Below are 17,044 nucleotides of genomic sequence, written 5' to 3'. Positions count from 1 at the left end.
GCGCGGGACGGGCCAGCCGTGTGCCGTCAGGCGGGAACGGCGCTGAAGCGCTGCTCCACGTCGTCAAACTCGACGACGCGCACGCGCACGGTGTCGCCCACCGTGGCGTCTCCGCCGCGGACGAGACCGGGCACGCCGTCCGCGGTCACGAGGACACCGAACGGCGCGACGGTAGTCACCACCGCCGTCGTCTCGGCGCCCGGGGTCATGAGGGGTCCGGACATGCTGCTCACCCCCTTCCCTGTCTCGGGGTGCGCCGGCGGCCGTGGTACCCGCCGTCCCTGTGTCCTCCGTCGTCGCGGGGCGGGCGGGCCCGGGCGGCCCCCGGGATGCACGGGCCGAACGTATCCCCGTGCGGGCGAGGGCGTCCAGCGTCGGGCCGGGTCGGGTGGTTCGGCCGCGGTCAGTGGGAGCAGGTGCAGCCGCCGCCGCCGCAGCAGCCGCCGCCGGTGCCGTCGGAGGACGTGCCGGGCGCGCAGTGCGAGGCCGCGCCGTCGGGCAGGTCCATCGCCGGGTTGCGGTCCAGGAAGCCGTAGGGCTTGAGGGTGAAGCCGGAGTAGTCGACCGGCATGATCGGCCAGTCCTCGGGCCGCGGGACGTGCGTGGGGCCGAAGACGTGCCACAGCACCAGGTCGGTGCCGTCGAGGTCGCGGTCGGCGGCCGTCCAGGCGGGCAGCCCGGCGCCGCCGGCGTGCGCGTTGGGGTAGTCGCCGGCGGGGAACCGCTCGGCGTCGTCGAACGCGGTGGCCCACAGGTGCTTGGTCGCGAACGTCGCGCGACCGTGCACGGTCGACTCGGGCTGCGCCATGAGCAGCGGCCCGCCCTGCGGCACCAGGTGGTAGGCGGTCGGCCTGCCCACGTGGTTGCGGCGGTGGGCGCTCGCGACCTCCCACACGCGGCCCGACGCCGGCGCGGCGAGGCGCTGCGCCTCCGACTCGCGCGTCAGCGGTGTGCTGCGCCACGTGAACGCGTTGCCGTACGGGTTGTCCTCGCCGGTGGGGATGCCGACGACGTCGACCTCGTGCAGCGTGTTGTCCTCCCCGTCGACCGCCATGTCGAGGCGCGCGCAGAACAGGTGCTGGTGCACGGGCGTGAACACGCCGGGTGCGATCTCCGGGGCGTGCGGGTTGTCGCTGCCGGGGATGCCGGCGCCGGCGAAGACGATGCCGGTCGCCTTGGCCTCCACCTGGATCGTGCCGTCGAGGTACAGGTACCAGAAGAAGCCGTAGTCGTAGTTGCCGATCGTGGCGAAGTAGCTGATCACCAGGCGGCGGCTGCGGCGCACCTCCGCCCTGCCCGCGAGGTCGGTGTGCTTCCAGAGGATCCCGTAGTCCTCCTCGTGCATGCACACGACCTGCGGGATCTTCACCGGGTGGCCGTGGTCGTCCGCGACGAACCCGTCGAAGTAGTGGATGACGCCGAGGCAGTCGCAGCCCAGCGCGAGCGAGTTCGCGTTCTTGCCCAGCAGGTACTCGCCGGCGTCGAAGTAGCTGATCCAGAACCGGGTGCTGGTCGTGTCGCCGTACGGCACCACCATCTCCGGCACGCTGCCGCGGTGCATGACCGGGCGCTCCTCGTCGCCGTCGCGGAACGTGACGGTGTTGAGCACCAGGCCCTCGCGGGCGTTGAAGCCCACGCGGAACCGCCAGTTCTCCCAGGTCACCTCGCTGCCGTCGACGGCGAAGCTCGGGCCCTCCGGCTGGGTGATCTCGATCGGCTTGAGCGACGTGCGGGCCGGGCCCTGCGCGGCGAGCGAGTAGTCGCCGGACGCCATCGGGACGGGCACGTCGCCGTCGTCCTCGACGCGGATCACCTCGCCCGCGGTGAGGTCGATGTGCACGATCAGCCCCTCGACGGGGTGCGCCCACGGGCTGTCGTCGGGGCGGGTGCGCAGGAACGTCAGCGACCGGATGACGCGGCGGCCCACCTCGTCCTCGCGGCCGAAGAACCCGGGAGCGAGCGGACCGCAGAACGCGTCCTCGACGTACTCGTCCAGCCCGCGGCGGTGCATCGCCGCCCGCCACTCCGGGGAGGCCTTGGCGATCTCGGCGGCCGCGTCGTACTCCTCGAACAGGTACTGCGGCTGCCCGTACGGCGGCGTGTCGTTCTCGAGCGGCGCGTGCCGGTCGACCTCCCGGCGCGTCACCGAGACGACGGCCTCGGCCGCCGCGCCCGTGGCACGGTCCAGGAGCGTCGCGACCACGCGCCGGTCCAGAGGGGCGCCCGGGCGCCACGCGGCCACCTCGTCCTTGGACGGCTCCACCGGCAGCAGCTGCGGCACCCGCACGGTCTCGCCGAGCAGGCCGGCCGACGCGAGCACCTCCCGGGCGGTCGCGATCTCGTCCGCGGTCAGCGGGTCCAGCGGGTGGGTGACGTCCACGGGCGTGCTCACGCGGGCGCCGTGGGTGTGCGTGGTGTCGGGGAGGTGCGTCATCGGGGTCCTCGGTCTCGCGGTCGGTCCGCCCAGTGTCGGCAGGCGACCGCCCGCCGGCCATGACCCTGCGCGCTCGACGCTTGACCGAGCGGGCAGCGTGCGCGGCCGCGCACCGCCCGCCGGCGGGCTGTGCCGTCGTGGTCAACCGGCGTGCGCCCTGGGGCCAGATCGTGCCCCGCGGGGCGGCCCAGAATCGGGCCCGTCCGCTGCGACGGCCGCCGCCGTCCGTCCGAAGGAGGAACGATGACCACTGGGCACCTCGCGAAGAGGCCGGCGCCCGACGCCCCGGCCGCACCCGCCGCCCCCGACTCCGCCGCCGCGCTGCGGGGCCGACGCAAGCTCGGCGTGATCGCCGTCGCGTTCATCATCGTCGCCGCGTCCGCGCCGCTCACCGTCGTCGCCGGGGGCGTGACGTCGACGTTCGCGGTGACGCACGTGGTCGGCGTCCCCGTGGGGTTCCTGGTGCTGGCCCTCGCGCTCGGCGTCTTCGCCGTCGGGTACGCGGCCATGAGCCGGCACATCACCAACGCGGGCGCCTTCTACGCGTACGTCGCGCAGGGCATCGGCCGCCCGGCCGGGGTGGGCGCCTCCCTCGTGGCGCTGGTCGCCTACAACATGATGCAGATCGGCATCTGGGGCATGTTCGGTTTCCAGGTGTCGTCGCTGCTGCAGGAGAAGACCGGCGCCGCCGTGCCGTGGTGGGTCGGCGTGCTCGTCGGCATCGTCGTCGTCGGGGTCATGGGCGTGCACCGCGTCGACCTGTCCGCGACCGTGCTCGGGGTGCTCGTCGCCCTGGAGTTCCTCGTCGTCATCGTGTTTGACGTCGTGGCGTTCGCGCAGCCGGCCGAGGGCTTCACGACCACGCCGATCGAGCCGTCCAGCCTCTTCGTCCCCGGTGTCGGCGCGGTGCTCGCGTTCGGCATCGCCGCGTTCATGGGCTTCGAGTCCGCCGCCATCTACGGCGAGGAGTCGAAGGACCCGCGCCGCACCATCCCGCGGGCCACGTTCCTCGCCGTCGGCGTCATCGGCGTCTTCTACGCGATCTCGTCGTGGGCGCTCGCGCTCGCCGTCGGCCCCGACAAGATCAGCGACCCGGCGGGCATCACGGCCGAGGAGGCCGGCCCGCCGCTGTTCTTCGGTTTCGTCGCCCAGCACCTGGGCACCCTGTGGGTGGACCTCATGTCCGTCCTGTTCATCACCAGCCTGTTCGCGGCGCTCGTCAGCTTCCACAACGCCGTCGCCCGCTACCTGTTCTCCCTCGGCCGGGAGGGCGTGCTGCCCGCGCGGCTCGCCGGCGTCCGCGCCCGGCACGGCGCCCCGTGGGTCGGGTCGGTGACGCAGACCGTGCTCGCGGTGGTGGTCGTGGGGGCGTTCGCGCTCGCCGAGCCCGGGTGGGACCCGGCCCGGGGGCCGTACCCGGTGATCACGCTGTTCACGTGGCTCACCAACACCGGCGCGCTCGGGCTCGTGCTGCTCATGGCCGTCGTGTCCGTGGCCGTCGTCGGGTACTTCCGGCGCGACGCGCACGGCGTCGGGCTCGGCTCGCGGATGGTGGCGCCGGTCGTGGCCGCCGTGGCGCTCGCGGCCGTGCTGGTGACGATCCTCGCCAACTTCACCGTGCTGCTCGGGCAGGAGCACGCGGACGCGACGACGTTCGTGCTGCCGGCGCTGATCGTCGTCCCGGGGGTCGTGGGCGTCCTGTGGGGGATGCGCGTGCGGCGCACCCGGCCCGGCGTCTACGCCGGGATCGGGCGCGGCGGCGCCGAAGCGCCCGCCGAGGACCCTGAGGACCGCTGAGCCGTCAGCCTGCCGTCGCGCGGTACTCGCGCGGCGGCAGGCCGTACTCCGCCTTGAACGCCCGGCTGAAGTGGGCGGCGTCGACGAAGCCCCAGCGCGCCGCGATCGCGGAGACCGGCACGTCGGCGAGGCGCGGCGTGAGCAGGTCCCGGCGGCAGCGCTCCAGCCGGCGGCGGCGGATCCACGTCGACACCGTGGCCCCCGTGCCCTGGAACAGCGCGTGCAGGTGCCGCACGGAGATGAAGTGCGCGGCCGCGATCGACGCCGGCGTGAGGTCGGGCGAGCCCAGCCGCTCCTCGACGTACGCGCGGATGCGCCCCAGCAGCTCCTCGTGCGGGTCGACGCGCGCCGCGTGGCCGAGCTCCGTCTGGAACAGGGTGGTGACCAGGTCGAGCGCGCTGTGCACGAGCCGCGGCCCGGGGGCCTGCGCCAGCTGCTCGATGTGGTCGGAGAGGCGCGCGAGGAACGGCGTCGTGATCGCCCCCACGCCGGTGTCGCCGGGCAGCCGCACCGCCGTGAGCTGCTCGACCAGCGCGGGCGGCAGGTCGAGGCGGCTCTGCGGGAACATCATCACCAGCGAGCGGAAGTCGCGCCCGAACTCCAGCGTGTACGGCCGGCGGGTGTCGTAGACGGCGAGGTCGCCGGGCCGCAGCAGCGCCTCGCGGCCGTCCTGCACCAGCAGCCCGGAGCCGGCCAGCATGAGGCTCACCTTGTACGACGGGTGCTCGTCGTGCGCGGCCAGCTGCGCGGTGCGCTCCACGACGTGCTGGCCGCCCTGCATGTCGTTCACGTGCACGTCGTCGACGGTCACCGCGCGGAGCACGCCGCGGAAGGCGTCGGGGGAGCTGCTGGACAGGCGCAGCGGCAGGAAGACACCGGCCACCGCTGCACGGAAGGCCTCGAAGCTCGGCGTCACGTGCGTGGCGAGCGTCCCGGACATCCGCGTCCACCTCCTTGTCCCCCGGCATCCCCGGAAGGTTCCCGGGCACCGACGCCCGCGCGGCCGACCGTAGCCCGCGCCCGAGGGCGATTCAAGGCGCGGGCTCGGGGCGCAGGTCAGGCGCGCGGGCCCGGTCAGGCCGGGTCGAGGAACAGCTCGACCACCGGGACCGCGACGTCGGGCCGCACGGTGGGCAGGTGCAGCGTGAGCGTGCCGGCGGGCTGCCCGCCGGGGTGGGTGTTCCACGCCTTCTGGTCGGGGTCGGTGCGGGACGTGCGCAGCTCGGACCCGTCGTTCAGCAGCTGGGCGTACGTCACCCGGTCGGCGAGGCCGCGCAGGTGCACGTGCCCGAACGGCCACGCGAACAGGTGCAGGTACAGGCGGTCGCCGCGCTGGGTGAGCACGGCGCCCGGCGGCAGGCCGGGCACGGCGTCGGCGGCGAGGTCGGCGTCGGCCGGGCCGGCGCCCCGGATCGACCGCTCGTGCAGCCGCATCCACCGGCCGAGGGCGGCGAGGGAGTCGGCGTCGCGCGCCGGGATCGCGCCCCGGCCGTCGGGCCCGACGTTGAGCAGCAGGTTGCCGCCCTTGGAGACCGTGTCGACGAGCATCCGCACCAGCAGGTCGGGGTCCTTGAACCGCGTGTTGTCGCGGTCGTAGCCCCAGCTGCCGTTGAGCGTCTGGCACGCCTCCCACACGACGAGGTCCCCGGCGTCGTCGCGCATCGGCGCGTCCGGCTGGTACTGCTCGGGGGTGACGAGGTCGCCGGGGATGCCCAGGCGGTCGTTCACGACGGCCTGCGGCTGCAGCTCGCGGACCATGGCGAGCAGCGCCTCGGCGTCCCAGTCCTCCGGGTACTTGCCGCGCCAGCCGTCCTTGTCCTCGGCGAACGTGAAGTCGAAGAAGACGTAGTCGACCGGGCCGTAGCCCGTGAGCAGCTCGCGCACCTGGACGTGCAGGTACTCGCGGTAGCGCGCCATGTCGCGGCCCTCGTTGAGCGCGTGCGCGTCGGGGTCGTCGCGCCGCGGGTGCACGTGGTCCACCGTGAAGTCGGGGTGGTGCCAGTCGATCACCGAGTGGTACATCCCCAGGTGCAGGCCCTCCTCCCGGACGGCCTCGGCGAGCTCGGCCACGAGGTCGCGCCCGCGCGTGCGGGCGATGCTGTAGTCGCTGACGGCGGAGTCCCACAGCGCGAAGCCGTCGTGGTGCTTGGTGGTCAGCACGACGTACCGCATCCCGGCGTCCTTGGCCGCGCGGACGAGGGCGCGCGCGTCGAACAGGTCCGGGTCGAACACCTCGGCGTAGCGTCCGTACTGCTCGACGGTCATGCGCTCGTTGCTCATCACCCACTCGTGCCGCGCGGCGGCGGAGTAGAGGCCGAAGTGCACGAAGAGGCCGAAGCGGGCCTCCGTGAACCAGGCCTGCTCGGGGCGCAGGGGCGGGGCGGCCGGGACCATACGGATCACTCCTCGTCGAGCGGGCAGCGGCGGTCACGATCCCGCCGGCAGAGATATGACGTATCTGGCGTGCTCTGTGAGCCTATCGGCCAGGAGCGGGGGTAGCGCAAGCAGTTCGGCGGCCTATAGATTGGATGAATTGCCCCAGGCCGAGGGAGTCCGGATGTCCGACGTCGTCGTCGACGCGCACCACCACCTGTGGGTCCGCGCGCGGACCCCGCAGGGCTGGATCGACCCTACGACGATGGCCGCGATCGACGCCGACTTCACGCCCGCCGACCTGCCCGCCGCCGCGCACGGGGTGGACGCCACCGTCGTCGTGCAGAGCGCGAGCACCTGGGCCGACACCGACGACCTGCTGGCCGTCGCGGCGTCGCCGGAGGGGCGCGCCGCGCGCGTGACGGGCGTCGTCGGCTGGGCCGACCTGTTCGCCCCCGACCTCGAGGACCGCCTCGCCGCCCTGCGCGAGGGCCCCGGCGGCGACCGCCTCGTCGGCATCCGCACGATGGTGCAGGCCGAGGCCGCCGACCACCTGGACCGCCCCGACGTGCACGCCGGCATCGCCGCCGTCGGCGCCGCGGGGCTGCCCTTCGACCTCGTGGTGCGCGCCGACCAGCTCCCGTCGTGCGCGCGGCTCGCCGCCGCCCTGCCGGGCGTGCGGTTCGTGCTCGACCACCTCGCCAAGCCGCCGCTCGCGGCGCTGCCCGCCGCCGGCCGTCCCGGGGACCCTGCCGCCCTCGACGCGTGGCGCCGCGACCTGGCCGCGCTCGCCGCCCGGCCGAACGTCGTCGCGAAGCTGTCCGGGCTGGTCACCGAGGCCCGCTGGGACGCGTGGACCACCGCCGACCTGCGGCCCGCCGCCGACCACGCGCTCGACGTCTTCGGCCCCGGCCGACTGCTGCTCGGCAGCGACTGGCCCGTCTGCCTGCTCGCGTCCGGCTACGGCCGCTGGTTCGCCGCCGCCGACGAGCTGCTGGCGTCCCTGTCCGACGACGAGCGGGCGGCCGTGCGCGGCCGCACCGCCGTCAGTACCTACGGTCTCGACACCTCCGGGGTCGACGTCGAGCCCGCCACCACGACGAAGGAGTACCCGTGAGCAGTGCCCCCCTCGAGAACCCGCCGGAGTTCGCCGGCATCCGCGCCGTCGTGACCGGGGGAGCGTCGGGCATCGGCGCCGCCGTGGTGCGTGCGCTCCTGGCGCGCGGCGCGCGCGTGGTCGCGATCGACCGCACCCGCGACGGCGTGCCCGAGGGCGCGGGCGCGGAGGTCGCGGACGTCACCGACGACGCCGGCGTGCGCGCCGCCGTCGAGGCCGCGGCCGCGACGCTCGGCGGCATCGACGTCGTCGTGAACAACGCCGGGATCGGCGCCCAGGGCACGGTGGCGGACAACGACGACGCCGAGTGGCTGCGGGTGCTCGACGTCAACGTGCTCGGCATCGTGCGCGTGACCCGCGCCGCGCTGCCGCACCTGCGGGCCTCGGAGCACGCGGCCGTGGTCAACATGGCGTCGATCGCGTCCTGGTCCGGCCTGCCGCAGCGCGCGCTGTACTCCGCGAGCAAGGGCGCCGTGCAGGCCCTGACCCTCGCGATGGCGGCCGACCACGTGCGCGAGGGCATCCGTGTGACCTGCGTGAACCCCGGCACCGTCGACACGCCGTGGGTGGGTCGCCTGCTCGACGCGGCGCCCGACCCGGCCGCGGAGCGCGCCGCGCTGGAGGCGCGCCAGCCCACCGGCCGGCTCGTCAGCCCCGAGGCCGTGGCGCACGCCGTCTGCTACCTCGCCAGCCCGCTCGCGACGTCGACCACGGGCACGGCGCTCGCCGTCGACGGCGGCATGCACGACCTGCGCGTGCGCGCGCCGGAGCAAGCGTGAGCGGCGCGACGACGGGCGTGCTGCCCGCGCGGGAGGTCCGCTCCACCGGGGTGCGGCTGACCAGCCTCGGGTACGGGGCGGCGCAGGCCGGCAACCTGTACCAGGCCACCACCGACGAGGAGACCGCCGCGGCGGTCGGGGCCGCGTGGGACGCCGGGGTGCGGTACTTCGACACCGCGCCGCACTACGGGCTCGGGCTGTCGGAGCGGCGGCTCGGGGCGAGCCTGGCCGGGCGTCCCCGCGACGAGTACGTCGTCTCGACCAAGGTGGGGCGCCTGCTGGTGCCCTCCCCCGAGACGGCCGACCGCCGGGACGACGACCTCTTCGACGTGCCCGCCGCCACCCGCCGCGAGTGGGACTTCTCCCGCGACGGCGTGCGGCGCTCGCTGGAGGCGAGCCTGGAGCGCACCGGCCTGGACCGCGTGGACGTCGTGTACCTGCACGACCCGGACGACCACGAGGAGCAGGCGTTCGCCGAGGCGGTCCCCGCGCTGCTCGAGCTGCGCGACCAGGGCGTGGTCGGCGCCGTCGGGGCGGGGATGAACCAGTCGGCCATGCTCGCCCGGTTCGTGCGCGAGACCGACGTCGACGTGGTGATGTGCGCCGGCCGGTTCACTCTCCTGGAGCAGCCGGCGCTCGCCGACCTGCTCCCCGCGGCCCTCGACCGGGGCGTCGCGGTGGTGGTGGCCGGCGCCTACAACTCCGGGCTGCTGGCCCGCGAGACCGTGCCCGACGACGCGACCTACGACTACGCGCCGGCCCCCGCGGCCCTGCTCGACCGCACCCGCGCCGTGGCGCGGGCGTGCGCCGACCACGGCGTGACGCTGCCGCAGGCGGCGCTGGCCTACGTGCGGGCGCACCCCGCCGTGGGGAGCACCGTCGTCGGGCTCCGCACCGCCGACCAGGTGCGCCAGGCCGTGGACCGGCACGCCGCCGTCGTCCCCGCCGCCCTGTGGGCCGACCTGGTGGACCGCGGGCTGCTCGCCCCCGAGGCCCACCCCGACGCCTTCGTCTGACGCCGTTCGTATCGCGGGACGGTTGTGACCGAGCCGCGGCCCGGGCGCATGATCGATGCGCCCCCCAGAGAGAACTAGAGGACACCGATGCAGCTGCTCCGCCTGGGCCCGGTGGGCCAGGAGATCCCTGCCGTCACCCACGACGGCGTCACCTACGACCTGCGGCCGCTGATCGCGGCCGTCCCCGGGAGCCACGACGTCGACGGCGCGTTCCTCGCGGCGGACGGCATCGCCCGCACCCGGGCCGCGCTGGCCGCCGGCGAGCTCCCCGTGCTCGAGGGCGCGGACGCCCTGCGCGTCGGCGCGCCGATCGCCCGCCCCACCGCCGTCGTGTGCGTGGGCCAGAACTACGCCGCGCACGCGCGGGAGTCCGGCGCGGAGCCCCCGCGCCTGCCGATCATCTTCTTCAAGCACCCCAACACCGTCGTCGGCCCCGACGACACGGTGCCGATCCCGCCCGGCTCGGACAAGGTCGACTGGGAGGTGGAGCTCGCGATCGTCGTCGGGAAGCAGGCGAGCTACCTGCCGTCCGTCGAGGCCGCCCTCGAGCACGTCGCCGGGTACACCGTGGTCGACGACGTGAGCGAGCGGGCCTGGCAGCTCGACGACTCCCTCGGCCAGTGGTCGAAGGGCAAGTGCGGCCCCGCGTTCCTGCCCACCGGTCCCGCGCTGGTGCCCGCCGACGAGGTGGACCCCGCCGGCCTGCGGCTGCGGTCGTCCGTCAACGGCGAGCCCCGCCAGGACTCGTCGACGACCGACATGATCTTCGACGTCGCGGCGATCGTGCACCACCTGTCGCAGTACATGACGCTCGAGGCAGGCGACCTGATCTGCACCGGCACCCCCGAGGGCGTCGCGCTGTCCGGCCGCTTCCCCTACCTCGCCGACGGCGACGTCGTCGAGGTCGAGATCGAGGGGCTCGGCCGCCAACGACACGCCTTCGCCGCGCAGGTCCCGGCCGCCTCGTCGGTCCCGGCCTGACGTGCTGCGCTACGAGCTGTTGCACCCTGGCCTCGTCGCGGCGCTCGCCGCGGCGGGGCACGGGTCGCGCGTCCTGCTGGCCGACGCCAACTACCCGCACTCCACGGGCGCACGGCCCGGCGCCGCGCGCGTGCACCTCAACCTGCGGCCCGGCCTGCTGACCGTGGACCAGGTGCTCGAGGTGCTCCTCGACGCCGTCCCGGTCGAGTCCGCCGCCGTCATGGTGCCCGGCGGCGTGGCGGGCGACGTCGTCGCCCCGGGCGAGGAGATCCCCGCCCACACCGGCTACCGGGCGATGCTCGGGCCCGACGTCGGCTGGGACGAGCTGGACCGCTTCGCGTTCTACGACGCCGCCCGGTCCGACGACGTCGCCCTGCTCGTCGCCACCGGCGACCAGCGCGTCTACGCGAACCTGCTGCTCACGATCGGCGTCCGCACGCCGGCGTAGGCACCGAATCATCAGAGGACTTGTCCCAGGTTCTCGAGCGATTCCCCAGGTCAGACGACTGCGGCCCGGCCCGCGCGCAAGGTCATCCGATCTTTATCGGCTCGGAGGGTCGTCTGGAGGTTATCTATCAGGTAGCCTGTCTGAAAGTAATAGTTCGCGGCCACCCGGCCGCCCGGACGAGATGGTCGCAATGACGCGAAAGACCCTGTCGGTGAACGAGCGGATGGTCCTCGACCTCCTCCTCGAGCATCAGTCGGCCTCCCGGGCCACGATCAGCAAGGCCACCGGCCTGTCGAAGCCGTCGACCGGCGATCTCGTCCTCCGGCTCGTCGAGGCCGGGCTCGTCGCCCCCGTGGGCGAGGTCTCGTCGGCGCAGCGGGGACCGAACGCGGTCCACTTCCGTGCCGTGACCGACCTCTGCCACGTCGTGGGCGTCGAGATGCAGCCGGGCCGGTTCGTGCACGCCGTCGTCTCCGACCTCTCGGGCGCCGCGCTCTCCGACGTCCGCGTCCCGCAGCACGGCGACGACCCGGTCGAGACCGTCGCCGAGGCGGTCGCCGCCGCGTGCGCGGAGGCCGGTGTCGAGCCGTCCAGCCTGTGGCAGGTGCTCGCGGGCACGCCGGGCGTCGTGAACCCCCAGGGAGACATGGACTTCGTCTCCGGGCATCCGGCGTGGCGAGCGGGACAGCGAGGCCGGCTCGCCGCGCGGCTCGGCTGCCCCGTCGCGCTCGAGAACGACGTCAACCTCGCCGCGCTCGCCGAGGCCGAGAGCGGCAACGCGGCCGGCATCGAGAGCTTCACTCTCCTGCGCCTCGACGAGGGCATCGGAGCCGCGACCGTCGTCAGCCGCACGCTGCTGCGGGGCGCGCACGGGTACGCGGGCGAGATCGGCCTCGCGCCGACGACGAGCGGCGGACCGCTCGGCTCGTCGTCCGCCGGCTTCCAGAGCCTCGTGGGCTCGGCCGCGCTCCAGGACGTGCTCGACGGGCTGGGGCTCGACGGGACCTCGCCGGAGGAGGCGCTCGGCGACGAGGGCCCGGGCGAGGCCCTCCACGCGTTCCGTCGGGAGGCCGCGCGCCGCGTCGCCCTCGTGGTCACCACGATCGCCACCGTCGTCGACCCGCACCGCGTCGTCCTCGCCGGGACGGTCGGGACGGCGGGGGGCAAGCGGTTCGCCGCGGAGGTCGAGGAGCTGCTCCGCACCGAGTCCCCGCTGCGGACCGAGGTGGTCCCGTCGTCGCTCGGCCCGGGCGGCGTGGTCCGCGGCGCGCTGACACTCCTGCGCGAGGCCGCGCGGGAGTCCGTCTACGGGATCGGCGCCGTCGCCTCCCCCGTCCGCACCTGGCCGGAGCTGCGCGAGCCCTGACACGACACCACCACGCGCGACCCACGCACGACCGACCACGCACGTCGCCCGAGAACGACCTCGCGCGACGGCACCGACCGCCACACCTGTGGATCACCACGGACCGACTCCAGGTCCGGCCCACCGTCGGGTAGACACCTCACGAGGAACGGCTGAACAGATGAGCACTCACACCTTCACGTCCCGACCGCACCGCCGCGGCCGCGCGCTCACGGGCGGCGTCGCCGGCGCCGTCGTCCTCTCGCTCGCACTGTCGGCGTGCGGCATCGGCGGAGGCTCCGACGAGGTCGGCGCCAACGGCAAGCCGACCACGGCGGGCCGGTGCCAGCTCTCGGACGAGGTGACGTCCGACGAGCGGCTGTCGGGCGAGCCGTCCGGCGAGATCACCTTCCAGACCACGGCGCTCAAGCAGGACTTCAGCCCGTACTTCGAGAAGCTCATCGCGGCCTTCGAGAAGAAGTACCCCGAGGTCACGGTGAAGTGGCAGGACGACCCGGGCGACGCCGAGTTCACGCAGCGCCTCGTCACCAACGCGCAGTCGTGCGACCTGCCCGACGTCGTCAACCTCAACCAGACGACGGCGTACGCGCTCTACCGCGAGAACTTCCTGCTCGACCTCACGACCAAGGGTCCCGAGGACATCGGCGCCCCCTTCATCCAGTCGGTGTGGGAGTCGCAGAAGTTCCCCGGCGACGACGACCACTACGTCCTCCCGTGGTACTGGGGCCTGAACGGCCTGCAGACCTTCAACAAGGACCTCATGAAGGACGCCGGCCTCGACCCGCAGGCACCGCCGACGACCGTCATGGAGCAGCTCGACATGGCGAGCCAGATCGCGAAGAAGTCGGGCGGCGAGTACTACGCGTTCCCCGCGAACCCGTACACGCACGTGCCGAACGACTGGCAGCTCATGAACGCGAAGATCACGAACGCGGACGAGACCGAGTTCACCTTCGCGGACGACCCGAAGATCCAGGAGTGGCTGACCAAGTACGCGGAGCTGTACGCCGAGGGCGCGCTGCCGAAGGACACCCTCTCGAGCGACGTGGACGTCACGCAGCTCTACTCCGCCGGGGACGTGGTGTGGGGCTCCACGAACGCGTCCTTCCTGCGCTACGTCAAGGACACCAACGAGGCCACGTACGACGTGACCGGCGTCGACACGCTGTTCGACGCGCGCGGCCACGCGTTCCAGGACGGCCAGCTCATCGGCGTCCCGTCCACGTCGAAGAACCCGGTCGCGGCGGTCGCGTTCGCGCAGTTCATGCTGAGCCCCGAGTGGCAGACGGAGTTCGTCTCCAGCCCGCTGGTCTCCAACTTCCCCTCCACCGAGGAGTCGCTGGACATCCCGAAGTTCACGGACATCACCGGCCACTCGCCGCTCGACGAGGCGAACCGCCTGTCGGTCGAGGCCGCGACGGACGCGGAGAACGTCTTCATCTTCGCGTGGTCCGACGCCGTGCAGACCGCCGTGATCTCCGAGCTGCAGCTCGCGATCTCGGGCAAGAAGCCGGCCGCCGAGGCGCTCCAGGACGCCGAGGACGCCGCGAACCAGATCCTTGAGCAGCAGGGCTGACCGATGACGACCGACGTCCTCGCGGGAACCCTGGCCACCGGTGAGCCGGCGGCCGGGGCCACCCGGCGCAGCCGGACGAGCAGCCGGACGCGCAGCAGGCGCCCGCGCCCCACCTCGGGCGCCGCGCTCTACCGGCCCTGGTGGACCCCGTGGCTGTGGGTCGCGCCGGCGCTCGTCGTCATCGGGGTGTTCGGGGTCTTCCCGTTCCTCAACACCATCGTGCTGTCCTTCACCGACGCGCGGCCGCTCGGCGGCGGCGGCGACTGGGTGGGCATGGACAACTACTCGCGCATGGTCGCGGACCCGGCGTTCTGGCTCGCCGTGCGCAACTCCGTGCTCTACGCGGTCGTCGCGGTGCCGCTGCTCGTCGTGCTGCCGCTGATGCTCGCCCAGCTCGTGTACAAGAAGGTCCCGGCCATCGGGTTCTTCCGGACGGCGTTCTATGCCCCCGTGGTCGCGTCGATGGTCGCGGTCGCGCTGGTGTGGCAGAACCTCGTGTCCGAGAACGGGCCGATCAACACCGCGCTCAAGCAGGTCGGGCTCATCGACTCCCCGATCCCCTTCCTGTCGGACACGACGCTGCTGCTCCTCACGGCCGTGGCGCTGACCGTCTGGAAGGGCCTCGGGTGGTACATGATCTTCTACCTCTCCGCCCTGGCCAGCGTGCCCAAGGACCTCTACGAGGCCGCGTCGCTCGACGGCGCCGGCACGTTCCGCCAGTTCGTCCACGTCACCGTCCCCGGCGTCCGCCTCACGATGCTGCTCGTCGGCATCATGTCGGGCATCGGCTCCCTGCGGGTGTTCACCGAGATCTACATCCTCGGCGGCGCGACGGGCGGCGTCGGCGGCCAGGCACGGACCCTGCCGTTCTACATCCGGGACGTCGCGCTCGACCCGATCGCGGGCAACGTCGGCTACGGCGCCGCCATCTCCGTCGCGCTGTTCGTCCTGACGATCGGCCTCGCGGTCGCGTCGCACAAGCTCGGCTCCAAGGAGGAGGACTGATGAACTGGTGGCGCACGCGCGGCCGCACCCGCGCGCTCGTGACGCGGTACGTCCTCCTGCTGGTCGTGCTCGCGATCTCCGTGGGCCCGCTGCTGTGGCAGTTCTTCTCGTCCCTCAAGGGGCCGCAGGACGCGCTGTACGGCAGCTCGGCGACCTTCTTCCCGGAGCACCCGACGTTCGCGGCCTACCAGACCGTGTTCGAGCAGGTGCCGATGGGCACGTACATCCGCAACAGCCTGATCATGTGCCTGCTCACGGTGTTCTCGCAGGTCGTCTTCCCGACGCTCGCGGGCTACATGCTCTCGCGCCAGGGCTGGCGGGGCCGCGGCGTCTTCTACTGGGTGCTCATCATCTCGATGATGTTCCCGTTCGAGTCGATCATGGTCTCGCTGTACACCCAGATCACCGACCTCGGCCTCGACGACTCGTTCATCGGTGTCTGGCTCCCCGGCGCGATCTCGGCCGTCAACGTCCTCATCACGAGGGCGGCGTTCAGCGCCGTCCCGAACGAGGTCGAGGACGCCGCGATGCTCGACGGCGCCGGCGAGCTCCGCCGGTTCTGGAAGGTCTACCTCCCCGCGGCGCGGGGCGCGATGGTCGTCGTCGTCATCAACTCGTTCATCGCCGCCTGGGACGACTTCCTCTGGCCGTTCATCGTGCTGCGGTCGGAGGAGCTGTACACGCTCTCCCTCGGCCTGTCGCGCCTCGCGGCCTCGTCCCTCTCGTACGACCCGCGCGTCACCATGGCCGGGTCCATCATCGCCATCGTGCCGATCCTCGTGCTCTTCGTGGCACTGCAGCGGCACTTCTTCAAGGGCGTGGAATCAGGAGCAGTGAAGTGACCCCGAACCAGGACGTCCTCCAGGACGTCGCGCCCCGGACCGCCGACGCCGTGCTCGTGCCGACGGCGGAGCAGCTGCGCTGGCAGCAGCTCGAGGTGGGCATGTTCTTCCACTTCGGCATCAACACGTTCCACGCCAAGGAGTGGAGCGACGGCACCCTCCCGGCGTCGTCGTTCGACCCGACCGAGCTCGACGCCGACGAGTGGGTGGCGCTGGCCGTGGCCGCGGGCGCGACCTACGTCGTGCTCACCGCCAAGCACCACGACGGGTTCTGCCTGTGGCCGACCTCGACCACCGACTACTCCGTGGCCTCGTCGCCGTGGCGCGACGGTCAGGGCGACGTCGTGGCCGAGGTCGCGGCGGCCTGCCGCGCGGCGGGCCTCGGCCTCGGCCTGTACCTGTCGCCCTGGGACCGGAACCACCCGGCCTACCAGGACCCGGAGGCGTACGCCGACGTGTACGTCACCCAGCTCACCGAGCTCTGCACGCGGTACGGCCCGCTCGTCGAGCTGTGGTTCGACGGCGCCGGCTCGGAGGGGTACTCCTACGACTGGGCGCGCATCATGGACGTCGCGCGCACGCACCAGCCGCAGGCGATGGTCTTCAACATGGGGGCCCCGACGATCCGGTGGGTCGGCAACGAGGACGGGCTCGCCAGCGACCCCGTCGAGTACGTCGTGCACCACACGCAGATGAGCAACTACACCGTCGTGACGACGCAGTTCGCGGAGGCCCTGTACCTGCCCCCGGAGTGCGACGTGTCCGTGCGTCGCGGCTGGTTCTGGGCGCAGGACGACGAGCCCAAGTCGCTGGAGCACCTGCTGGCGATCTACTACCGGTCCGTCGGGCTGGGCGCGAACCTGCTGCTCAACGTCCCGCCGGACCGCCGCGGCCGCATCGACCCCGCGGACGCCGCGGTGGTCACCGCGTTCGGCGACGAGCTCCGCGCGAGGTTCGGGGACGCCGTCGCGGCGACGCTCACCCGCACCGGGGACACCACCTGGCGCGCCGACCTCGGCGACGCGCCGGTGGAGCTCGACCACGTGCTGGTCCGGGAGGACCTCGCCGGGGGCCAGCGGGTCACCCGGCACGAGGTCCGCCTCGACGGGGCCGTGGTGGCCCAGGGCGGCACGGTCGGGGCGGGGCGGCTGCACGTCGTGGACGCGCCGGCCACCCGCGCGCTCGAGATCGAGGTGGAGGGCCCGGGCGCCCGCATCGCGGAGGTGCTGGTCCACCGGACCGGGCACCGGACGGCCCCGGTGGTGCCCGAGGGCTACAGCGCGCCGACCGACTACCCGGAGGACTGAGCA

At 73.4% G+C, this 17,044-nt stretch carries 15 protein-coding genes; 11 read left to right on the top strand and 4 right to left on the bottom strand.

Annotated elements, in window-relative coordinates; translation table 11 throughout:
- Nucleotides 1–26 precede the first annotated feature (26 nt).
- Both ACFWDO_RS09570 and ACFWDO_RS09565 read right to left on the bottom strand, forming a co-directional pair.
- Nucleotides 27–224 carry a hypothetical protein gene (locus ACFWDO_RS09570; protein WP_380319118.1) on the bottom strand — a complete coding sequence of 66 codons (198 nt, stop codon included), beginning with the start codon at nt 222–224 and terminating at the stop codon, nt 27–29.
- 179 nt (nt 225–403) lie between these two features.
- Nucleotides 404–2,434, bottom strand: a complete 2,031-nt coding sequence (locus tag ACFWDO_RS09565; protein WP_380319120.1) for a primary-amine oxidase — start codon at nt 2,432–2,434, stop codon at nt 404–406.
- Between the two features lie 243 nt (nt 2,435–2,677).
- On the opposite strand from ACFWDO_RS09565, the gene ACFWDO_RS09560 reads away from it, so the two are divergent.
- Nucleotides 2,678–4,231 (top strand): APC family permease, encoded by a 1,554-nt coding sequence (locus ACFWDO_RS09560; RefSeq protein ID WP_380319123.1) that lies wholly within the window; start codon nt 2,678–2,680, stop codon nt 4,229–4,231.
- 4 nt (nt 4,232–4,235) lie between these two features.
- Here ACFWDO_RS09560 and ACFWDO_RS09555 read toward each other — a convergent pair whose 3' ends face one another.
- Together ACFWDO_RS09555 and ACFWDO_RS09550 are read right to left on the bottom strand one after the other, a co-directional pair.
- Entirely contained in the window at nt 4,236–5,171 is a 936-nt protein-coding gene (locus tag ACFWDO_RS09555; RefSeq protein WP_380319126.1) for a helix-turn-helix domain-containing protein, read from the bottom strand.
- 134 nt (nt 5,172–5,305) lie between these two features.
- Nucleotides 5,306–6,625, bottom strand: a complete 1,320-nt coding sequence (locus ACFWDO_RS09550; RefSeq protein WP_380319129.1) for an alpha-L-fucosidase — start codon at nt 6,623–6,625, stop codon at nt 5,306–5,308.
- Nucleotides 6,626–6,788: 163 nt separating this feature from the next.
- Between ACFWDO_RS09550 and ACFWDO_RS09545 the strand changes: the two genes are divergently transcribed.
- From ACFWDO_RS09545 to ACFWDO_RS09500, 10 genes are all read left to right on the top strand, one after another.
- Nucleotides 6,789–7,721 carry an amidohydrolase family protein gene (locus ACFWDO_RS09545; protein ID WP_380319132.1) on the top strand — a complete coding sequence of 311 codons (933 nt, stop codon included), beginning with the start codon at nt 6,789–6,791 and terminating at the stop codon, nt 7,719–7,721.
- Nucleotides 7,718–8,500, top strand: a complete 783-nt coding sequence (locus ACFWDO_RS09540) for an SDR family NAD(P)-dependent oxidoreductase (RefSeq protein WP_380319135.1) — start codon at nt 7,718–7,720, stop codon at nt 8,498–8,500. The genes ACFWDO_RS09545 and ACFWDO_RS09540 overlap by 4 nt, the downstream gene beginning before the upstream one ends.
- Nucleotides 8,497–9,516, top strand: coding sequence for an aldo/keto reductase (locus ACFWDO_RS09535; protein ID WP_380319138.1), 1,020 nt, complete (start codon nt 8,497–8,499; stop codon nt 9,514–9,516). The genes ACFWDO_RS09540 and ACFWDO_RS09535 overlap by 4 nt, the downstream gene beginning before the upstream one ends.
- A gap of 87 nt (nt 9,517–9,603) precedes the next feature.
- Nucleotides 9,604–10,497, top strand: a complete 894-nt coding sequence (locus ACFWDO_RS09530; protein ID WP_380319141.1) for a fumarylacetoacetate hydrolase family protein — start codon at nt 9,604–9,606, stop codon at nt 10,495–10,497.
- A 1-nt stretch (nt 10,498) separates the two neighbouring features.
- Nucleotides 10,499–10,945 carry an RbsD/FucU domain-containing protein gene (locus ACFWDO_RS09525; protein ID WP_380319145.1) on the top strand — a complete coding sequence of 149 codons (447 nt, stop codon included), beginning with the start codon at nt 10,499–10,501 and terminating at the stop codon, nt 10,943–10,945.
- 190 nt (nt 10,946–11,135) lie between these two features.
- Nucleotides 11,136–12,311 carry an ROK family protein gene (locus ACFWDO_RS09520; protein ID WP_380319148.1) on the top strand — a complete coding sequence of 392 codons (1,176 nt, stop codon included), beginning with the start codon at nt 11,136–11,138 and terminating at the stop codon, nt 12,309–12,311.
- A 160-nt stretch (nt 12,312–12,471) separates the two neighbouring features.
- On the top strand, nt 12,472–13,887 hold the full coding sequence (locus ACFWDO_RS09515; RefSeq protein WP_380319151.1) for an extracellular solute-binding protein: 1,416 nt from the start codon (nt 12,472–12,474) through the stop codon (nt 13,885–13,887).
- Between the two features lie 3 nt (nt 13,888–13,890).
- Nucleotides 13,891–14,892 carry a carbohydrate ABC transporter permease gene (locus ACFWDO_RS09510; RefSeq protein ID WP_380319154.1) on the top strand — a complete coding sequence of 334 codons (1,002 nt, stop codon included), beginning with the start codon at nt 13,891–13,893 and terminating at the stop codon, nt 14,890–14,892.
- Nucleotides 14,892–15,734 (top strand): carbohydrate ABC transporter permease, encoded by an 843-nt coding sequence (locus ACFWDO_RS09505; RefSeq protein ID WP_380319157.1) that lies wholly within the window; start codon nt 14,892–14,894, stop codon nt 15,732–15,734. Before ACFWDO_RS09510 ends, ACFWDO_RS09505 begins: the two co-directional genes overlap by 1 nt.
- Nucleotides 15,731–17,041 (top strand): alpha-L-fucosidase, encoded by a 1,311-nt coding sequence (locus ACFWDO_RS09500; RefSeq protein WP_380319160.1) that lies wholly within the window; start codon nt 15,731–15,733, stop codon nt 17,039–17,041. The genes ACFWDO_RS09505 and ACFWDO_RS09500 overlap by 4 nt, the downstream gene beginning before the upstream one ends.
- Nucleotides 17,042–17,044 lie beyond the last annotated feature (3 nt).

Source organism: Isoptericola sp. NPDC060185 (assembly GCF_042728595.1).
Lineage (GTDB): Bacteria > Actinomycetota > Actinomycetes > Actinomycetales > Cellulomonadaceae > Isoptericola.
This window is presented reverse-complemented; position numbering and strand designations above follow the sequence as displayed.